Below are 18,439 nucleotides of genomic sequence, written 5' to 3'. Positions count from 1 at the left end.
AGAATATCGCTGCAATCGCAACCACGGCAGCAGCAGCATCGCAAATCCTATAAAAATCACCATTCCCCTTACCATCTTGGCCAGTTCGAGATGTCATCAACGTGTATGCCGGTTTCTTCGGCAAGCGCTATCTGGTTCGTACCTGCTTTGGGTCAAAGCACTTCCAGTGACCTGAACGTGACGAATTCCAAGATCCTGGTTGCAAACCGTTCCGAAATCACCATACGCGGACTGCGCGCCGCTAACGAACTCCGGGTATATGCTGAATCGGCGCGACGCATGGTGGATGGGTCGCTCGCGTTGTCCGACCCCCGCGCGAGCGCAAGCCGACAGTGCCATGTTCAAATTCGCATTCAATGTGCATTTAGCGAATGAAAATCTCCATACTTGGTCTCTGCGCTGTGAAAATGTCAATTTGTATTACTAATGAAGAATGCTGTTGGGTTTGGGGAGCATAGATCCACGCTATGGATAGATAGAGAGACATGCGGTTTAAGGGACTTGATCTAAATCTCCTGGTCGTGTTCGACGCTTTGATGACTGAGCGTAAGCTCACGGCGGCGGCGCACAGCATCAATCTCAGTCAGCCGGCCATGAGCGCGGCTGTCGCCCGGCTGCGCGCCTATTTCCAAGATGAGCTGTTTACGATGACGGGCCGCGAATTTATCCCGACGGCGCGGGCGGAAGGTATTGCGCCTGCGGTGCGCGAGGCTCTGCTGCAAGTTCAGCTCTCTATTATTTCCTGGCAGCCGTTTGATCCGGCCCAATCGGATCGTCGCTTCAAAATCGCGCTTTCCGATTACGTCACTCTTGTATTTTTTGAAAAAGTTGTGGAGCGTGTGGCGCGGCAAGCTCCCGGCGTCAGCTTCGAATTTTTCCCTCCCGCCGACCACAATGAAGATCTTCTCCAGCGCGGCGACGTCGATCTTCTCATATTGCCGGAAATATTCATGTCGAATGCCCATCCTCATGCGAGGCTTTTCGACGATTTACACGTGTGCGTAGGCTGTCGCTCGAACAAGCAGCTGGCAGAGCCACTTACATTCGAGAGATACATGTCGATGGGGCACGTTGTCGCTAAGTTCGGAAGTTTTCGGAGGCCAGGCCTCGAGGAATGGTATTTGCGCGAGCACGGTCGCAAGAGACGCATCGACGTCGTGGTACACGGCTTCAGCATGATTGCGCCCGTGCTGTCCAACACTGACCGTATAGGAACCATGCCCTTACGGCTGGCGCGGCATTTAGCAAAAACAATACCCCTTCGAATTGTCGACCTTCCGCTGCCACAACATCTTCCCTTCACCGAGGCCGTGCAATGGCATGCGCTTCACAATAGTGATCCGGCAAGCGTCTGGATGCGCGACATGCTATTCCAGGAAGCGGCCCGTATGACATCACCGCTTGTAGCTGCCGAGCCCCTCATCAACCAGGACCAGCACGAATGTTGTCCAGCTCATCTCTGATCTGAAAACTTCGTCGGGCGACTGAACTGCAAAAATGTTGGTATGGCACCGTTGCCGGTGGAGCAGCCCCAATGCCGCGGGTGCGCTTGTCCGCTCCCCGCCCAGCCTTGCGGCCACCACGATCATGAATGGGACATCTGTCGAGATCGCAGTGCTCTGACATTCCGGTGAGTTCGCGTGATCTGTAATCATCTGATCCCGTTTAATCCGCAAGGACACGCCAGAGTATATGGAGGCGATCGGCAACCAAGGAAACCATTTCTTCGATAGACCCGGCAGGTTCCGGATGCCGCGGCCTGGAAAGATCAAGCCGGACAGCGAATTCCAGGATGCGGGGTGGCAGAGCGGGATATCATATCCAGAATCGAACTAATCCATCTCCGAAAGAACCGGCTTGATTTTCCCAGCCATTCGAACGCAAGACTGCGTTTCATATCGAGCATTTTCCGCATTGTATATGCGACCTCACATAACCCTCCAGATTGCGACGTGAAGCCGGCCGGCATTCCGATCAAAGACCGGCCGCCATTCCGATTTGAAGCCGGCCACCGTTCCGATCAAAGACCGGCCAGTTTTCGGCACTGAAGATCACTCCCTGGTCAGCAACTTTGGCATCAAATACCTCGCGATGAACGAGGGGATTTTGTTGCCGGCAAAGACAAGGCTGACCATGAGACATTTGCGACAAATGCTGCGACTTGCAGCAAGCGGAACCAGCTCGCGTGAGATTGCCGTCCTGTTGGGAATTGCGCGAAGCACGGTGCAGTATAATCTGCAGCGCGCAGCGGCGGTTGGGTTGGCCGTTGCCTGGGGACCTTGCTGACGATGCGCTCGAGAGCAAACTCTTCGCTCGGAATGGCATCAAACAGGGCACGAGAAGGCGGGTCGAGACCAATTGGTCCGAACCGTAGCAGATACCCCTTGTGATTGAGCGTCTCAGCGAAACCTATTTACCCTTCATCGGACCATTGGGTAATTAATTGATGTCATGAGATACATCCAAACGTCGAATACAACCAAAGCAATTACCCTTGCAGCTTGGCCCTGCGGCAGTCCAAGTGATCCATGCAGGCCGTGAGGATCTGACGCGAGAACACTGGGCGATCTCAATCAGCACATTTGCGAGAGAGCCGTCCGAAGAACGGGTCATTCCTGTCAATGGAGTGGAGAGAATCATTTGGGAGATGGATACTCATCATCCAAACAATCGATTTTGCAATCTAGGTAAATTCCGCATAGTGCATTTTGTTGTTCGCCAATTCTTCGGAGCAATCAAAATGCACGTTCTCGATGTAGGGGAAATGGCCCAGCTCTTCGTCAAAGCGTTTAAATTGGTTGCGATTTTCGCTACCGCATGCGTTGTGCTCGAGGTGATCTTTCCGGCTTACCGATACAGCTTTGCCTCGTACATTCGCGGTGCGCGGAATTGGATTATCCGTATCGGATGCGGCACTTTAATTTGGCACTTCTACGCTTTGGGTTTGAAATGGTTGGGGGTTAAGCCGCTCGTAACGATCAATTTTGGTGCGTTGCTTCACTCTAGTAACCCGATCGCCAATACTGGCTTCGCCGTCCTTTCGGGCGTTCTAGTCGCGATTGCTGGTGACTTCTTTTACTACTGGATGCACCGTGCTCAGCACGCCGTTCCATTTCTGTGGCGCCTGCACGCGACCCATCATTCAATCCGCGAACTGACGGCGTGGAATTGCAACCACCATATTTCCGAGCCATTTGTTTACGCGGCGTTTGTAGCACTCCCACTCGCGCTAATTCACTTCGAATCAGGCGTCGTGCCCGTTGCTGCCATGGCGCTGATTACCTTTCAGGCCCATCTTTCCCACTCTAGCACACGCTTTAATTTGGGGCCACTTCGGTACCTCATCGGCGATAATAAATTCCATCGTATTCATCACTCCACGGAATTCCACCACCGGCATAAAAACTATGGCTTCTTTACAACCGTTTGGGACACGATTTTCCGTACTGCATACTGGCCGAAAACGAATGAGTGGCCGGAAGTTGGCATGCGAAATCAGCCCGAACCGCTCACCGTACGCGACTTCATTATGTTCCCGTTTGATCAACGCCGCTGGCGCAAAGCTAAAGCCGGAAGTGGTACACAGGGAATTAAAACTGGAGGATTGAACGCGGTAGAGAGAGATGGTCCCATTCATTCGGACAGGAGTTCTGCAATTTAGAGCGCAAAGCGCTGCTTGTTAAGTTGCCGTTTCTATCGTTGGGGGTCGCGCAGCAACTCTGATCCGAGTCCGGTCTGCCGCACTACTGTCAGGCGCAACAGGTCAGGCCGCAGGACAAATTGGGCGATCACATTAAGCGGCTGAACCGGACGGATGCTGAGGAGGGGAAGCTAGAGGCAATCATCCGCCCAGAGACTTATCAATGTGATGCCATCATCCGGCTTGCACAGACCGGTTCTGCCGTTAATCGCGCCAGCGCCTTCGTCAATTCGCTTGTCAGAAGGACCTACGAGAATTTGATCCGCAGACCCGTCTCCTTGTTTCGGAGGGATTTTCTCCATAGTGCGCCCTATAAACTGCGGCGAATCTTCCGAATTGAAAGAACCCCCATTTCAGGCAGATTTCCTTCATGAGCATGCGGTTTTCTGGATCGAGCAGGTCCTCGCGCGCTGCCCGGAGCCGAAGCATCTGTAGATAAGCTGCCGGCGTTGTATTCTTGAAAGCACGAAAACCTGCTTCGAGTGCCCTGGTGGAAACACCCGCTGCATCTGCCACCATTGGCATTGTAATCGGCTGGTTAACATTGGCACACATGAACTCGATCCCACGGCGGACGTGGCCGGGAGCAATCATGTGTGGTTTCTTATCCAGCAGATGCGATAACCGATGAGGCACCATCCGTATTACGACATCGGCTAGCGCCTGCGTAATATGAGCCGTGGCTATGGGACTCTGACAAAGGGGACCATTATCACGTATTCCGTCGATAATCGCTTCCGTGAGATTGCCGATTGTCCGGCCAACTGGCGTTGAAAGGTCGACTTCGGGCAACAGGTCGAGCGAGCCGCTAAACGGGATATCGAAAGTTTCGCCAATGGTCCGTTGGATCAAAGACCAATTAAGCACCAGCTCATCTATTAAATTGGATTGCCCTTGTATAGAAATGCTATCTAGTTCGAAATTCCTGTAAAGAAGCAATTTCTCTTCCCGGGCCTCAGCCATGCGCGAACCGTACGTGACACCCATGCCGCCTCTGCGAGGCACCACGATCGATAGATGCTCTGTAGCTTCAGAACACCACTGAGCGCGGAACTGAAACCCGGTCTGATGGTGACCGGTAATCAATGTTGCGTTTTCACACCCCGCAAGATCGAGCGCCCAATAGAAGTCCCGAGTACGACCGACGAGATCGGCGTCGAATGTGCCGAAAACCGCTCCGAGGGATTCGATCATGCTATCGAACGTCGAGCCACGATATCGAAAACCGGTATTCTCAGCGCTATTTTCCATCATGCATCTCCAGGCTCAATCCTGCTGCTCGGTCATGCTGGTTCAATGACCAAGCCGGTGATCTAGCTGTGTGCTCGTGCATTCCGACTTGTGATTACGCATCCTCGATTCCCTTCAACGTGCGGCAACATTCGACTTTCCGCGACAGTAAACCGCCCTCTTCGCCGGCTAACTGAGACTGATCTGCGGGCCGCAGTGAGTTTGGCTCGGTCATCAAAGCATCGAACACGACCGGGAGATTTAGATCAAAGTCCTTTGAACCGCAGGTTTCTTCGACAGACGGGTGACAAAATCCCGATCGCCAGAATTTCAATGTGCGTGGGACTGCGTAAGTTTGCCAACGGGCATTCGGCGCTTCGGGTAAGCAGTCGAGGTGCCTCACAGCTCCGGTCCGTTCCGGTCGATTGTCGTACCGGCTGGCCAATCGGAGATTGGCCGTCCAACAGGCAGAATAATGACAAGTGGGTCCTCGACCCGCGTGGGCGGCAAGTCAGTACGCGCGTGTGGCAGCGTGGATCGTACTCTAATCTCCGACACAACAGTCACCGGACAGTTTCGCCCGAACCTCTCAATGTGTTTTTGCAATGCGGGCCGCACCGTGCCGAAAGCAAACGGAACAGCCAGTTCGCGCAACACCGGAAGCATGGCTTGGATCGAATGTCCTATCCCCAAACCCTCAAGATCCGGACGCACACCATATAGTCCGAGCTCAGCCACCAACTGATCGGTTGTGCCAACCTTTATGAAGCGGCGCAGCAATCCCATGTGAGCCGCGACCCCATGAGCGTCATAGGTGATTGCACGAAGCTCAGGTCTTGCTCCGGCCCAGCTTTGGCTGCCCTCGAACGGCTTTGCATTAAAGGCCCCGGTTGGTCCATAGGTCTTTCGAAAAAACTCGGCGAGTTCGACATGTTCGGCGAGTTCCAACTCGCTTTCCCAGCGCAATTTCCACTGCACGTCGGCGCGCATACAAGACCTCTTATTTGCTGTTGACCGGAGTTCGGAGATATCGAACCTTCGTCAAAGTTTATCGCTCGAGTTTGCCGCAAGCAGCAATCGGAACGCGGCGTATCGGCCGCCCAATCTCTTGAAATTTCCCAGATCCGAGTGATGACATTGGTTCTCAATGTGGCTCTCAAGGGGGATATTCGGTGACCGACGATATCATAAGGCCAATCAAATCAGAAATGGCATTACTGCATGAATCGATGAACAGAGCTCATAATGCTCGGTTTCAGGTGGCTCCAGCAGATAAATGGGAACCAATATTGCAGATTCCGAGGCAATCCGCCCCCGCATTCCGAAATGATGCCGCCCCCAATTCCGAGAATTAACCGCCCCCTTGTTCCGAGATGATGCCGCCCCCTGATTGGGGTGTTTGTCGGGGTGTCCTGCTGGTGAGACGTTCTTCCTTTCAGTTGCTGGAGAGGAAGGAACGCGATGCCAGCGGAGAGACTAAAGATGCGGCGTGTCCGCGAGATTTTGAGATACCGATTTGAGGACGGCCTTGGCCACAAGTTGATTGCGGTGCGCGTTGGAGCGGCCCCGTCNACNGTGCGCGAGACGTTGCGCCGTTTGGAGCGTGCCGGGCTTTCCTGGCCTTTGGGCGACGATGTCAGCGATGCGATGTTGGAAGCGGCTCTCTATAAGGCTGCCGGCACGAAGACCGGTCACCGTCGCAGTGCCGAGCCGGATTGGGCGCATGTTCATCGCGAACTGAAGCGCAAGCATGTGACGCTGCAGATCCTCTGGGACGAGTATATCGGCCTTCATCCCGATGGATATCGCTACAGCCGCTACTGTGATTTGTATCGCGCTTGGGCGGTGAAGCTGCCGGTGACGATGCGCCAGGATCATGCGGCTGGCGAAAAGCTGTTCGTCGATTATGCCGGCGACACGGTGACGGTGGTCGTCGACAGATTGTCGGGAAAGACGCGACAGGCGCATCTGTTCGTTGCGGTGTTGGGGGCATCGAGCCTGTCATTTGCACACGCCCGCTGGAGCGAAACACTTCCCGACTGGATTGAGTGCCACCTGCTGGCGCTTGAAGCGTTTGGTGGCGCGCCGGCATTGCTTGTCCCTGACAACGCCAAAGTGGCCGTGATCAAGGCCTGCCATTTTGATCCGCAGGTCAATCGCACCTATGCCGGGATGGCAGCTCACTACGGAAGCTCGGTTCTTCCGACGCGACCACGCCGGCCGCGGGACAAGGCGAAAGTGGAGGCAGCGGTTCGCATTGTCGAGCGCTGGTTGCTTGGCCGAATGCGCCACCGCGTCTTCTACAGCCTTGCCGACGTCAATGCGGCAATCATCGAATTGCTCGCCGATCTCAACGACACCCGTGTTCTGCGCCGTGTCGGGCGCACAAGGCGACAGTTGTTTGAAGAGATCGACTATCCGGCCCTGCGGCCGCTTTCCGTCGAACGATACGTCTTTGCTGAATGGAAGATACGCCGGGCTGGGCTCGATTATCATGTCGATATCGATAAGCACTATTACTCCGTGCCCTATCGTTTTGCCCGTGAGCAAGTCGAGGCACGCATCACCGCCAATACCATCGAGATCTTCCACAAGGGCGAGCGCATCGCCGCCCACAGGCGTTCGAGTGGCAATGGCAAGCACACGACAACGCCCGAGCACATGCCATCCTCCCATCGCCGCTTTGCCGACTGGACGATCGAACGTATCAGCCGCGAAGCATCGGCAATCGGGATCGGACGTTGCATTGCTCTGCGAGCGTATTCTCGCTGATCGGCCGCATCCGGAACAGGGCTACAGAGCCTGCCTAGGCATTATCCGCCTCGTCAAAGCATTCGAACGCGAGAGGGTCAATGCGGCCTGCAGCCGAGCATTGGAAATCGGCGCTCGAACCTATGGATCGGTGCGCTCCATTCTCGACAATCACCTCGACCGATCTTCGTCATCAAGCCCAGCATCACCCGAGCCGATCAATCACTCCAACATCCGCGGCCCCCGCTATTACCACTGAGGAGACGACATATGCTTGCACATCCCACCCTTGATAAATTGAATGCCATGGGCCTGACCGGCATGGCCAAGGCGTTCAACGAACTGATCAGCAACGGCGAGAGCGAACAACTCTCCCATGCCGAATGGCTCGGGCTGCTGCTCGAACGAGAATGGAGCTCGCGCCACGATCGCAAGCTTGCCGCCCGTCTGCGGTTTGCCAAACTGCGCCACCATGCCGTGCCCGAGGATGTCGACTACCGCAGCGAGCGCGGTCTCGATCGGGCGCTGTTCATGAAGCTGATCGGCGGCGACTGGATCGATGCCCACGACAACCTCGCGATCTGCGGGCCATCTGGCGTCGGAAAAAGCTGGTTGGCCTGTGCGCTCGGGCACAAGGCCTGCCGCGATGATCGCTCGGTTCTCTATCAGCGCGTGCCGCGGCTGTTTGCCAATCTTGCTCTCGCTCACGGCGATGGCCGCTATGCCAGGCTGCAGCGGACCCTCGGGCACGTCCAGCTCTTGATCCTCGATGACTGGGGTCTGGAGCCGCTCAACGAACAGGCGCGCCACGACCTTCTGGAGATCCTTGAGGATCGCTACGGCCGCCGCTCGACAATCATTACCAGTCAGCTTCCGGTATCAGCCTGGCATGAGATCATCGGCAACCCAACCTACGCCGATGCCATCCTCGATCGCCTCGTTCATAACGCCCATCGCATCGACCTATCCGGGGAAAGCTTGCGGCGAAATCAGCGCCGGAAATCTTGACTCGCTACACGAATGAACTGACAACAATCACTGCCAGCAGGACCCCAGCCTCAGGGGGCGAGATCATCCCGGAATCCGGGGGCGCAATCATCTCGGAACAAAGGGGCGGCTTCATCGGAATCGGCACCAATATCTTGCGGATCTTTTGAATTCCTCGCAAAGCCCTGCTCGAACGTCAGCCGCAAACATCGATCGTATTTCCATTTTCGGCCATTGGCCGCATGGCAGAGCCGGACCCTGAAGGATGGCACGAAATACTTTTTGTCGTCGAAGGAGCGCTGCGTTTGATCCAACCAGACGAGGCGCGGGACTATGCCGCGGGCGAGTTTGTCACCTACAGCACGGCTCAGCACTATTCCTACTGCAACGTTGAGAAGAAGATCGTTCGCTTCATTCGCAACGTCGTCTCGTAGAACGAAATACCGCCCGGCGGGGAGATAGTGCACGTATGCCGTCATTGTGGTGAAACAGCCCGACGAAGTCTAAGATATGAAGAAAATTGGCTAAACACCGGACCGCCTGTCCAGAAGCGCGGATCAGCGCAAGCGGAAATGCGGCTCAGATCGAAGCGACAATTAACAGTGTAGTCTTCGTGTAGGCTGTTCAGCTCAATGCGGAGCGTTATAGTTCGACTGAACGTGCTCCAAGAAGAGGGAAAGCAACTCGGCTTGGGTCGAAATATTCAGTTTTTCGTATGCGCGTTTGCGATGGGTCTTCACGGTGGTGATTGAAATTCCGAGATTGTAGGAAATCGATTCCGAGGAGTGACCGCGCAGGATCATTGTCACGACCTCCCGTTCACGCGACGTTAGACAGGCACCAAAGGTCTCGAACCCAATCCTTGCGTTCGGTCTAGGCGCCTCTTCTTCAGATGCAGGTCGGGATTCCGAATAGCTCCAATAGGCGTGGAATGCAGCCTCGATCACCGGCATTCTTGCTTGGAAGAGTCGGATCGCCTCATCCGCAAAGCCGCCTCGGTCGGTAGCGCGATAGAGGCCTATTTCAGCTGTAACCAAATTTCCTAACGAGACTGCAATATCGATCTCTTCGAGGCCCTGTGGCCAGCCTTCAGTGACATAGCCAATCTCTTCACGCTCAGACAGGACCACTTCATATCCCTTGTAGAGCTCGCTTTGGAGATATGCATCGGGGGCCAGGTCACGAATGCGGTAGACGCCAGAGTGGAGCCCCGTCTGATGCCTTTGGAAAAAGGCGTTCAGGACGTAGGTGCTGGTCAGATAGGTCATCATCCCAGCGCGGGCCGTCTCATTTCTGAAGTCATCGTAAAGATGTATTGGCGGTTCAGAGCCGCGGTACACGACCATCGTAAGCGTGTCGACAGCTGCATCCGTTCGGATCCACTCGGCAAGACGCGCACAAAAATCAGTTTCCCGACATGACGCAATCATTTCGCCGATCTGCTTGTACTCTGCTGTATGCAGCATTCGCCCGCCCAAGAAGCCAGCCAGCCCGACCAGGACGCGGTCAACTGCTGGTTTTTTCGGTTTGCGCGCCGAGCGCGGCGCTGTTGGTGTGTTTTAGCGTAGCGGTTCGTATTTTTCTATCGAAGAATCTCGAGCAGCAAGGGCGATGAAAGTCCGCCCGTTTCAGATCGGCCGCGGTTGGGAACGCTCGCAAGTGATCGACGCTGTAGTCCTCTGGGAGGATAGCGGAAAAAGGCACGTTCACGGTAGCTGACCTCAGGCGTCTGCATCAGCAGACATGTTCGAACAGGAGGTAGCCTCATGAAATACGCCCGTATGGTCATTGAAAAGGAATCGCCGGAAGAATACGGCTACGACCTGATTAAGTACAATCTTTCTGAAAGCTCTATTACAGATCAGAGACTGTCTGACATCGGCGTCGTTATTCCGGACGTCAAGCTTCTCTATGGCGAGCATCGTGGCGATCCGGAGCTGCGTAAGCTGGTTGTCGAGAAGGACGACGGCCTATCTGCGGAGCACGTCCTCATGGCTCCTGGTGCTGCGGGGGCTCTGTTTATTATCTCTACTACGCTCCTTTCGCAGAACGACCATCTCGTCGTCGTGCGGCCGAACTATGCTACGAACATCGAAACGCCGAAAGCGATCGGTTGCGAAATCACATATATCGATCTCGATTTCGACAGAGGCTTTTCTGTCGACATCGATAAGGTCGCAAACTCGCTAAGACCCAACACGCGCTTCATCAGCGTCACTTGCCCACATAATCCGAGTGGCACCACGATGTCGCGCGCCGAGCTCGACCGTTTGATTCAGATCGCCGAGGATCACGGCTGCTATCTACTCGTTGATGAGACCTACCGAGATCTGAGCTATGAAGCGAAGCTTCCGACAGCTGCCTCGCTGAGCAAAAAGGCGATTAGCGTAGCCTCGCTTTCGAAGGCATACGGCATCCCGGGTATCCGCGTTGGGTGGCTGATCACGCAGGACGAGGTGCTCTACGAACGCTTCCTTTCTGCGAAGGAACAGATCGCGATTTGCGGTTCGATCCTGGACGAAACTGTCGCTCTCGAGCTCCTCAAGAAAAGCGAGCAGTTCCTCGCGAAGGTGCTGCCGGAAATGCGCAGGCGCCGCGACATCGTTCAAGAATGGATTAATGGCGAGCCTCTCGTCGAATGGGTCAGGCCGTCAGGTGGTGTCGTGGGCTTCCCGCGCCTGAAGGTTTCCGCGGACTTTGACGCCGGCGCCTTCTACAGATCGCTCCTCGACGAGCACGGCACCTATGTCGGGCCTGGCCATTGGTTTCAAATGCCGGGCAACTACTTCCGCGTTGGTTTCGGGTGGCCGACGGAAGACGAACTTCGTGGTGGTCTGAAGGCGATCTCCGCCGCGCTTGACGCTTACAGATAAGGCAGGTATGCAGCTGTATCCGGCGGCGGTGCAGGTTTCGACGTCACCGTTGCACATGATGCTGCGGAGATCACTCGATGTCTCGAGGCACCAATCTGCAAGCGACGAAGTCGCGGCAAGGAAGCGGCCGCGATTTCGAACGCTCCCAAGGTCTGCCAAGTAACTCACACTGCAGACGAAAATGAACCTCAATGAAGAGATCATGGTGCTCAGGATTCAGCTGGCCACTAAGGCTGCAAAACGCGCAGCTGAGAAAGAGGCTGGAGCGGTTTAAACGACTGAATAGCGCGACCCGTTGCCCTCTTGAGCGGGATTGATTTCAAAGTACGTTAAACGGCGACAGGCCGCCGTATTTGGCGTTCCAGTTGTAAAAGGTCGTCTCGGAAATCCGCTGCCTACGGCAAAGATCTGCCGCTTTCGCTTCGGCCTCCTGCTCCTTCAACACCGCTATGATCTGCTCTTCCGTAAATCGCTGCTTCTTCATAAATCCGCCTCAATGGGCCGAACTCTAATCCATATTGTAGGGAAATACAGTGGCAGGTCAGTTTCTTCCACGTTTGAGTGCGGCAGAAAGACGTGCCAATCCGCTTACGATTTGGCCGCCGATTGGGTGACTTTCAAACTTAGCCGCGTGGAACGCCAAGGGTGGTCGACCGCCGGACACGCTGCATCTTCCCTGCGCTGCGTCACTCTGTGGAAAAGCTCTAGCCGCTGCACTCACGTCCGACCCTATGGCACCGGTACGCAGCGAGTGTGACACTTCAACTCCTCGTTTTCTCGCGCTGCTATCGCACGCTCGTGAACAGTGCGATCCGGTTTGTTTCCCGGATCTCGAATTTCATCGTTGCGCCGTCTCGTACGAGCAGCGGGGTGCGGCGATCGATACGCGCGTGGAGGGTTTCCACTGCTCCTGCAACTACGAGGCCCTTCTGCCCCATTTGGTCCGCTGGAACAAAAACTGGATCAAACACCGGCCGGCAACATTGAAAACGTCGCGCCGCTTCAGTCATTGTTATCGTTGGGGAACAATAGGGTTGGCTACCGTCGCCTCCCAAGAGCGCTATCTTCCCGGCAAGAGGCGTCGGGTAGCCGTCAAAGATTGTAAATGAGGTAAGCCCAGCCCGTAAACCTTCTTCGTCAACAAATAGCGAGTGCATGTCGTCGAAGCGGATCATCTGAATCAGATCGCTTCCAATTAAGTCGGAGATCGCTGCAATGCTGTTTCGATCACAAAGCTCAGCAGCACGAAAGGTAGCGGTGTCGGAATCCAACAAATACACGAAATTTTCCATATTCTTTACCCTCAAATTCTTGAAAAAGGCCCGCTGCCGAGGTTGCCTGGCAATGATGGAGAGGCTCGTATGCCATTCGCGAGCTTGCTTTGAGACGGCGATCATCTGCCGGCCGGTCGGGGCACTGCCGGAAGACGCTATGCGGATCTTGCGGGTCGGTAAAATCGATTGTTTGGATTGGACCCATTTATGTTTCACATGGCTGCAAGTCCAATACACGAAGTCGCTTGCCGAGGCGGCCAACCAGCTTCAGTGACTGGTGGAGCGCGAGAATTTAATCGCACGCGGAGTCTCCACCACACAGCCTTATAAGAATCAAACAGACCTCCACAGCTGTGCTTAATGGGGGTGGGTGTTGGTGGGGTCTTGTATCCGAGCGATGAGTGCGCCTGGAAATGGTTGTACAACACGACGACAGAACACCCACGGGACCGCCGTTCGCGAGCTTTTGTATCCGTGGCATCCCTGGTCCGGGCGGTTTGTTCACGTCCATGAGGCGTTGTCCAAAGGGACGCATATTTTCCGCTGCAACCTTTCTGGGTCTTCTTCTGATCGACTTCTTGAAGTCCCAGCATGGATGTTCGACCGCTCCGTGAGTGGTTTTTGGCGCAGCCTGCAAGTTCCGCACGTCGCACGTCGATATCGCGACACTGCATAGTTTGGCGAAGTTACTGGAAGTCGCCGATGCTTCATCTACGCGGGGCCAAGTATGATGAAGGTCTCGCTTTTTGCGATCCCCTCGCGCGAACGGACCGCTGTCACAAGCGCGTTGAGTTCGCTCATGGTGGAGACCTCGACTTCCGCGATCACGTCCCAGGTCCCATTCGTATTATAGGCAGCAGCAATTCCTGGAATACGCTTGATCGCCGCTATGACCCCCTTGACTGGGGAGTCGGCAAATTCAATCAGCATAACAGCTCGAAGCTGATCATCGCGAACTTCGTCCCGCAGACGGACCGTAAACCCCCTGATGTCCCCGTTTTCGATCAAGCGATCGAGACGCCTCTGCGCCGTTACCCTCGAGACCCCTAATATTTGCGCCAGCTGAGGAATAGAGGCGCGGCCGTTGATGCGGAGCTCGGCGATCATACGGTGATCGAGACTGTCCATCAAGAAGTGTACCTTTTGGTGACCGTGTGTATCGAAATCGTCAGTTTAGCTTAAAAATAAACACTTTGCGTTCTTTTTCGTGCAGCGTCTTCAGCATAATTTGGGCACAACAAAAACGGGGAGCACGCTGACGTCTAGTCTGGCGACGCAGCGTCAATCGCGACAATCCAGTGGCACCTTCCTCTTCAGCCCCGTCGGGCTGCGACTCTTTGCGTTCATCGAAGATTTTTGGTTGCGAAACCCCCACCGGAGGAGAAGAAAATGGGATCATTCAAGCGTATTGCGGCTGCAGTTGCCGTGGCCGCCAGCATGTGTCTTGTGAATGTCGCTCGTGCGGACGATTTGGAGAAAATTCAGTCGGCGGGCAAATTGTCGGTCGCCATGTCTGGCGTCTTCCCGCCGTTCAGCTTCGTCGACGACAACAACAAGGTCGTTGGCTTCGACGTCGACATCGCATCTGAAATTGCCCGGCGGCTTAAGGTCGAGCCCGAAATTATCACAACGCAATGGGACGGCATCATCGCCGGCCTCGTGACCAAGCGTTATGACACGATCATCGGTTCGATGACGATCAATGAGGAGCGCAAGAAGGCAGTCGACTTCGTCGGGCCCTATTACCGATCCGGCATTGGAGTGTTCGTAAAGAAGGGTTCGTCGTCGACCAAGTTGAGCGACCTCGATGGCAAGACCGTCGGCGCGACGCTCGGCGAAGTGTCGGAAAAATGGGCGCGTGACCAAAACAAGTTCGACCTACGAACCTATAAAGGGCTGCCGGAGCTGATGCTCGAGCTCAATTCTGGTCGTGTCGATGCCATCGTGTCAGACGACGTGCCTGTCATCGTCGCGATCCACAAAAGCGGCGCTGCCATCGAGCAGATCAAGGACAGCAGTTTGCCGAAGTACGATATCGGCATTGCTATCCGCAAGGAAAACCCTGAACTCGCGGCCGCAATGCAGAAGGCGCTCGACGATATGATGGCAGACGGTACGTACGAAGCCATCGCGAAAAAGTGGATTGGCATGGACATCCGAAACTAATTGTCCTCCCGGACGAAAGCTTCCGCCATGGATATCAATCTCATACTGAAAATATTGCCGTTTGTGGCGGAGGCTGGCTTGATGACCATCAAGCTAGCCGTCGCGAGCTTCATGATTGGGCTGGCAGTTTCTGCACTTCTGGTGGCCGCGCGGTTCTCAAGGCGTTTTGCAATCCGCGCGCTCGCTACTGCCTATGTCAGCGTCATGCGCGGCACGCCTCTGTTGGTCCAACTGTTCCTTGTCTTCTTTGGAACGTCGCAATTGGGAATGGAGCTGACCCCTTTCGTCGCCGGCATTCTCACGCTCGGCTTCAACATCGGAGCCTACATGTCTGAAGGGATGCGCGGCGCGATCCTGTCGGTGGACAAAGGCCAGACAGAGGCGGCAAGGACCTTGGGCTTTGGTCGCAGCGAAACAATGCGTCTATTCGTGCTTCCTCAAGCGCGGCCCCTTCTGGTGAGGTCGCTGGGAGTCAATACGGTCATTCTGACAAAGGGCACCGCGCTGGTTTCAACAATCGGGGTCGTCGAGCTGACATATTCAGCGCAGCGCTTCGTCACTTCGACTTACAAGCCGTTCGAAGTCTTCGGCGTGGCCGGCGCAGCCTACATCATCATTATCGCTGTGATCCTTGCAATAGCGCGCCTCGCTGAGGCGTCCTACGGAGGAGCGACCTCTCCATGACCCTCGATTTCGGAGTGATAATTCCTTACTGGCCGGTGATCCTCCAGGGGCTGGGATGGACCGTTTTGGTGACAGTCCTGGCCGGCACGCTCAGCATCGTTCTGGGCACTGGCATCGCGCTCACCGCGCAATACGGAGCGGCGGCGTTCAGCGTCCCCATGCGGGCGATCATATTTCTGTTCATGGCGACCCCGCTGCTGCTTCAGCTTTACCTCCTCTATTACGGGCTGTCGCAAATCGGAATAATGCTACCGGCGTTCTGGACAGGCGTCGCGGGACTGGGCGTGCACTATGCGGCATATAATGCGGACATTGTTCGCACGTCCTTGCAGGCCGTCGATCCAGGCCAGACGGAAGCAGCAAGAACGCTCGGTTTCGGCCGCTGGGCGACGCCCAGACATTTCATTGTTCCGCAGGCCCTGTTGATAGCTTTCCCGAGCGTCGGGAATAACTGCATCATCCTCCTCAAGGATACGGCAGTCCTGTCGGTGATTGGCATCACCGAGCTGGTCCTGGAGTCTCAGCGGGCGATAAGCGAAACCTATCGGCCCTTCGAATTCTATTTCACCGCTGCCGTTTGCTACTACGTCGTCAACCTGGTGATGGAGTGGTTGCTCGCCGGCGCAGCCAGGAGAGCGGAGGAGATCCGATGAAAGCAGATTCAACTATGATCAAGTTGCAACAGATCCGTAAGTCTTACGGTAACCTGGAAGTGTTGAAGGGAATTGATCTCAGCGTTGAGCGGGGAAAGATTGTCTCGATCATCGGTCCGAGCGGCTCGGGCAAGAGCACGCTGCTTCGCTCGATCAATATGCTGGAGGCAATTTCAGGCGGGGAGATTTGGCTCGACGGCCAGCAGGTGAACCGGCCGCTCAAAGGTCGCGCTTTCGAAAAACACATAAACCAGATCCGACAGCAGATGGGCATGGTGTTTCAGCAGTTCAATCTGTTTCCGCATTTGACAGCGCTGCAGAACATCACGATCGGTCCCATTCGGCTGAAGGGGCTGTCCAAGAAGGAAGCTGAAGACCGCGGAAAAATGCTGCTGGCGAAAGTCGGTTTGTCGGACAAGGGAAATGTATTTCCGGCCCGCCTGTCTGGAGGGCAGAAGCAGCGCGTCGCCATCGCGCGGGCTCTCGCAATGCAGCCGAAGGTGATGCTGTTTGACGAGGCTACCTCGGCGCTCGATCCGGAACTGGTCGACGAGGTCAACCTCGTCATGAAGCAGCTTGCCAGCGAACACATGACGATGCTGATTGTCACGCACGAAATGCGATTTGCCGCTGAGGTTTCCGACCACGTCATGTTTATGGACGCCGGCGTCGTCGTCGAACAAGGACCTCCGGAGGAGATTTTTGTCACTCCTCGCGAGGACCGCACGAAGAGCTTTCTGCGCAAGCATTTGGCGTCTTGAGAACATGGCGCTCGATTAACTATTTCCAAGGAGTCCAGAGTTGTTTCTGACGAGCGAGCAACTTGCTGAAATTACAACGTTCAGACATAGCCTCCATCGCCGCCCGGAGACTTCTGGCGAAGAAGTCGAGACGGCAAGCGCAGTCATCGATGCGCTTCGCGCCGTTGGCGCGGACGAGGTTTTAACCGGGATCGGCGGGCATGGTGTTGCGGCGATCTTTTCAGGCAGGGAAGATGGGCCAAGCCTGATGTTCCGCTCCGAGCTCGACGCATTGCCGATAGACGAAATCTCCGACCTTCCCTACCGATCCGAGGTTCCCGGCAAGGGCCATCTTTGTGGCCACGATGGACACACGGCCACTCTCATTGCGCTCGCCAAGGGACTTGGCGAAAGGCGCCCTTCGCGCGGAAGAGTGGTCCTGATGTTCCAACCATCGGAGGAGAATGGCGTCGGCGCGGCGGCGGTCGTCGCGGACGCGAAGTTTGCTGCGATCAGACCAGACCTGGTCTTCTCGCTTCACAATTTCCCAGGACTTCCTCTTGGGCATAGCGCATTGAGGGAGGGTCCCATCAACTGCGCGTCCCGAGGATTGAAGATCGCATTGACCGGAAAGACCGCCCATGCGTCTTCGCCAGAGGAGGGAACAGCACCGACATTCGCTGTTGCAAGGCTGCTTGAGGGGCTCACGGCCTTGGGCCGCGGCATGACCGTAGATGAGCATTTCCTGCAGGTGACAATTACCTATGCCAGATTGGGCGAACGCGCCTTCGGAATCAGCCCTGGATATGCCGAGGTTTGGGCGACACTCCGAGCCCTTTCTGATGACGCGATGGCGGAGCTGGTCACAGCTGCTGAAAGGCTCGTTCACCTTGAAGCTGAAGCGGCCGGCCTAACTGTAAGCATAGAATACCAAGACGTATTCCCCCAAAGCAGCAATGCGCCCCAGGCTGTTGCCGAACTGAGAAAAGCCATGACGGATGAAGGCGTGAGCTTCGATGATGGCAATGGAATATTGCCCATGCGAGCCGGAGAGGACTTCGGAGTGTTCGGACGCGTTGCGCCATCGGCGATGTTCTTTCTTGGCGCCGGAGTTAATCACCCTGGTCTTCACAACCCAGACTTCGACTATCCGGATCCCCTGATCGGTATTGGGGCGGGAGTTTTCATGCGAACAGTTCGCAACATCCTTGGCTGATTGAAATTGGGGCTGGGCCGGGACAAATTTGCCTTGACCCAGCGCCATCATAAACTAGCGGTTCAATGTGCGGCGGCTGTCGCAATTGCGTCTACACATACCCTTCATCTCACGACCGAACGATCGGTTGGGCGATAGTGCCGCCAAACAGCCGATAGCTGCTAT

At 55.5% G+C, this 18,439-nt stretch carries 16 protein-coding genes and 2 pseudogenes; 12 read left to right on the top strand and 6 right to left on the bottom strand.

All coding sequences use genetic code 11. From position 1 onward, the window contains the following. Positions 1-485: 485 nt before the first annotated feature. The 3 genes from BN77_RS29870 (at position 486) to BN77_RS29860 (ending at position 3,661) form a co-directional block, all read left to right on the top strand. Entirely contained in the window at positions 486-1,463 is a 978-nt protein-coding gene (locus BN77_RS29870) for a LysR family transcriptional regulator (protein WP_007539339.1), read from the top strand. 628 nt (positions 1,464-2,091) lie between these two features. Then, the gene (locus BN77_RS35410; protein WP_341872176.1) at positions 2,092-2,286 is read left to right on the top strand and encodes a sigma factor-like helix-turn-helix DNA-binding protein; all 195 of its coding nucleotides are present in this window, start codon (positions 2,092-2,094) and stop codon (positions 2,284-2,286) included. Between the two features lie 235 nt (positions 2,287-2,521). Beyond that, positions 2,522-3,661, top strand: a complete 1,140-nt coding sequence (locus BN77_RS29860) for a sterol desaturase family protein (protein WP_244426291.1) — start codon at positions 2,522-2,524, stop codon at positions 3,659-3,661. A gap of 276 nt (positions 3,662-3,937) precedes the next feature. Here the strand turns inward: BN77_RS29860 and BN77_RS29855 are convergent, their stop codons facing one another. Both BN77_RS29855 and BN77_RS29850 read right to left on the bottom strand, forming a co-directional pair. Further along, positions 3,938-4,954, bottom strand: a complete 1,017-nt coding sequence (locus tag BN77_RS29855) for a helix-turn-helix transcriptional regulator (RefSeq protein ID WP_007539337.1) — start codon at positions 4,952-4,954, stop codon at positions 3,938-3,940. A gap of 375 nt (positions 4,955-5,329) precedes the next feature. Further along, entirely contained in the window at positions 5,330-5,920 is a 591-nt protein-coding gene (locus tag BN77_RS29850) for a NodA family N-acyltransferase (protein ID WP_007539335.1), read from the bottom strand. A 492-nt stretch (positions 5,921-6,412) separates the two neighbouring features. On the opposite strand from BN77_RS29850, the pseudogene istA reads away from it, so the two are divergent. The 3 genes and pseudogenes from istA (at position 6,413) to BN77_RS35635 (ending at position 9,102) form a co-directional block, all read left to right on the top strand. Continuing rightward, positions 6,413-7,940, top strand: a pseudogene (istA, locus tag BN77_RS29845) (IS21 family transposase). Positions 7,941-7,951: 11 nt separating this feature from the next. Beyond that, positions 7,952-8,689, top strand: a complete 738-nt coding sequence (gene istB / locus BN77_RS29840; protein WP_007539334.1) for an IS21-like element ISRel16 family helper ATPase IstB — start codon at positions 7,952-7,954, stop codon at positions 8,687-8,689. A gap of 284 nt (positions 8,690-8,973) precedes the next feature. Next, complete coding sequence (locus tag BN77_RS35635) at positions 8,974-9,102, top strand: hypothetical protein (protein WP_280109962.1); 129 nt, start codon at positions 8,974-8,976, stop codon at positions 9,100-9,102. Between the two features lie 195 nt (positions 9,103-9,297). Here the strand turns inward: BN77_RS35635 and BN77_RS29830 are convergent, their stop codons facing one another. After that, a complete protein-coding gene (locus BN77_RS29830) occupies positions 9,298-10,134 on the bottom strand; it encodes a helix-turn-helix transcriptional regulator (protein ID WP_007539333.1) in 837 nt (278 codons plus the stop codon). 300 nt (positions 10,135-10,434) lie between these two features. On the opposite strand from BN77_RS29830, the gene BN77_RS29825 reads away from it, so the two are divergent. Further along, positions 10,435-11,541 carry an aminotransferase class I/II-fold pyridoxal phosphate-dependent enzyme gene (locus BN77_RS29825; protein WP_007539332.1) on the top strand — a complete coding sequence of 369 codons (1,107 nt, stop codon included), beginning with the start codon at positions 10,435-10,437 and terminating at the stop codon, positions 11,539-11,541. A gap of 340 nt (positions 11,542-11,881) precedes the next feature. On the opposite strand, the pseudogene BN77_RS29820 reads toward BN77_RS29825, so the two are convergent. The 3 genes and pseudogenes from BN77_RS29820 to BN77_RS29805 all read right to left on the bottom strand — a co-directional run. Beyond that, positions 11,882-12,025, bottom strand: a pseudogene (locus tag BN77_RS29820) (transposase); the annotation flags it as partial. A gap of 301 nt (positions 12,026-12,326) precedes the next feature. Next, complete coding sequence (locus BN77_RS29815; protein WP_244426290.1) at positions 12,327-13,031, bottom strand: DUF3846 domain-containing protein; 705 nt, start codon at positions 13,029-13,031, stop codon at positions 12,327-12,329. A gap of 495 nt (positions 13,032-13,526) precedes the next feature. Beyond that, positions 13,527-13,943, bottom strand: a complete 417-nt coding sequence (locus BN77_RS29805) for an Lrp/AsnC family transcriptional regulator (protein WP_028748640.1) — start codon at positions 13,941-13,943, stop codon at positions 13,527-13,529. A gap of 261 nt (positions 13,944-14,204) precedes the next feature. Here BN77_RS29805 and BN77_RS29800 point away from each other — a divergent pair, with 261 nt between their 5' ends. From BN77_RS29800 to BN77_RS29780, 5 genes are read left to right on the top strand one after another with little or no spacing between them, the layout of a single operon-like run. Continuing rightward, positions 14,205-14,981, top strand: coding sequence for a transporter substrate-binding domain-containing protein (locus BN77_RS29800; RefSeq protein ID WP_007539329.1), 777 nt, complete (start codon positions 14,205-14,207; stop codon positions 14,979-14,981). 27 nt (positions 14,982-15,008) lie between these two features. After that, positions 15,009-15,665, top strand: a complete 657-nt coding sequence (locus BN77_RS29795) for an amino acid ABC transporter permease (protein WP_007539328.1) — start codon at positions 15,009-15,011, stop codon at positions 15,663-15,665. After that, entirely contained in the window at positions 15,662-16,318 is a 657-nt protein-coding gene (locus BN77_RS29790; RefSeq protein ID WP_007539326.1) for an amino acid ABC transporter permease, read from the top strand. The genes BN77_RS29795 and BN77_RS29790 overlap by 4 nt, the downstream gene beginning before the upstream one ends. Beyond that, complete coding sequence (locus BN77_RS29785) at positions 16,315-17,079, top strand: amino acid ABC transporter ATP-binding protein (RefSeq protein ID WP_007539323.1); 765 nt, start codon at positions 16,315-16,317, stop codon at positions 17,077-17,079. Before BN77_RS29790 ends, BN77_RS29785 begins: the two co-directional genes overlap by 4 nt. A gap of 40 nt (positions 17,080-17,119) precedes the next feature. Further along, complete coding sequence (locus tag BN77_RS29780) at positions 17,120-18,274, top strand: amidohydrolase (RefSeq protein WP_007539321.1); 1,155 nt, start codon at positions 17,120-17,122, stop codon at positions 18,272-18,274. The last annotated feature ends 165 nt before the right edge of the window (positions 18,275-18,439 follow it).

This window comes from Rhizobium mesoamericanum STM3625, assembly GCF_000312665.1.
In the GTDB taxonomy this organism is placed as follows: Bacteria; Pseudomonadota; Alphaproteobacteria; order Rhizobiales; family Rhizobiaceae; genus Rhizobium; species Rhizobium mesoamericanum.
The sequence above is the reverse complement of the archived record's forward strand: the minus strand, read 5'-3'. Positions and strand labels throughout refer to the sequence as shown.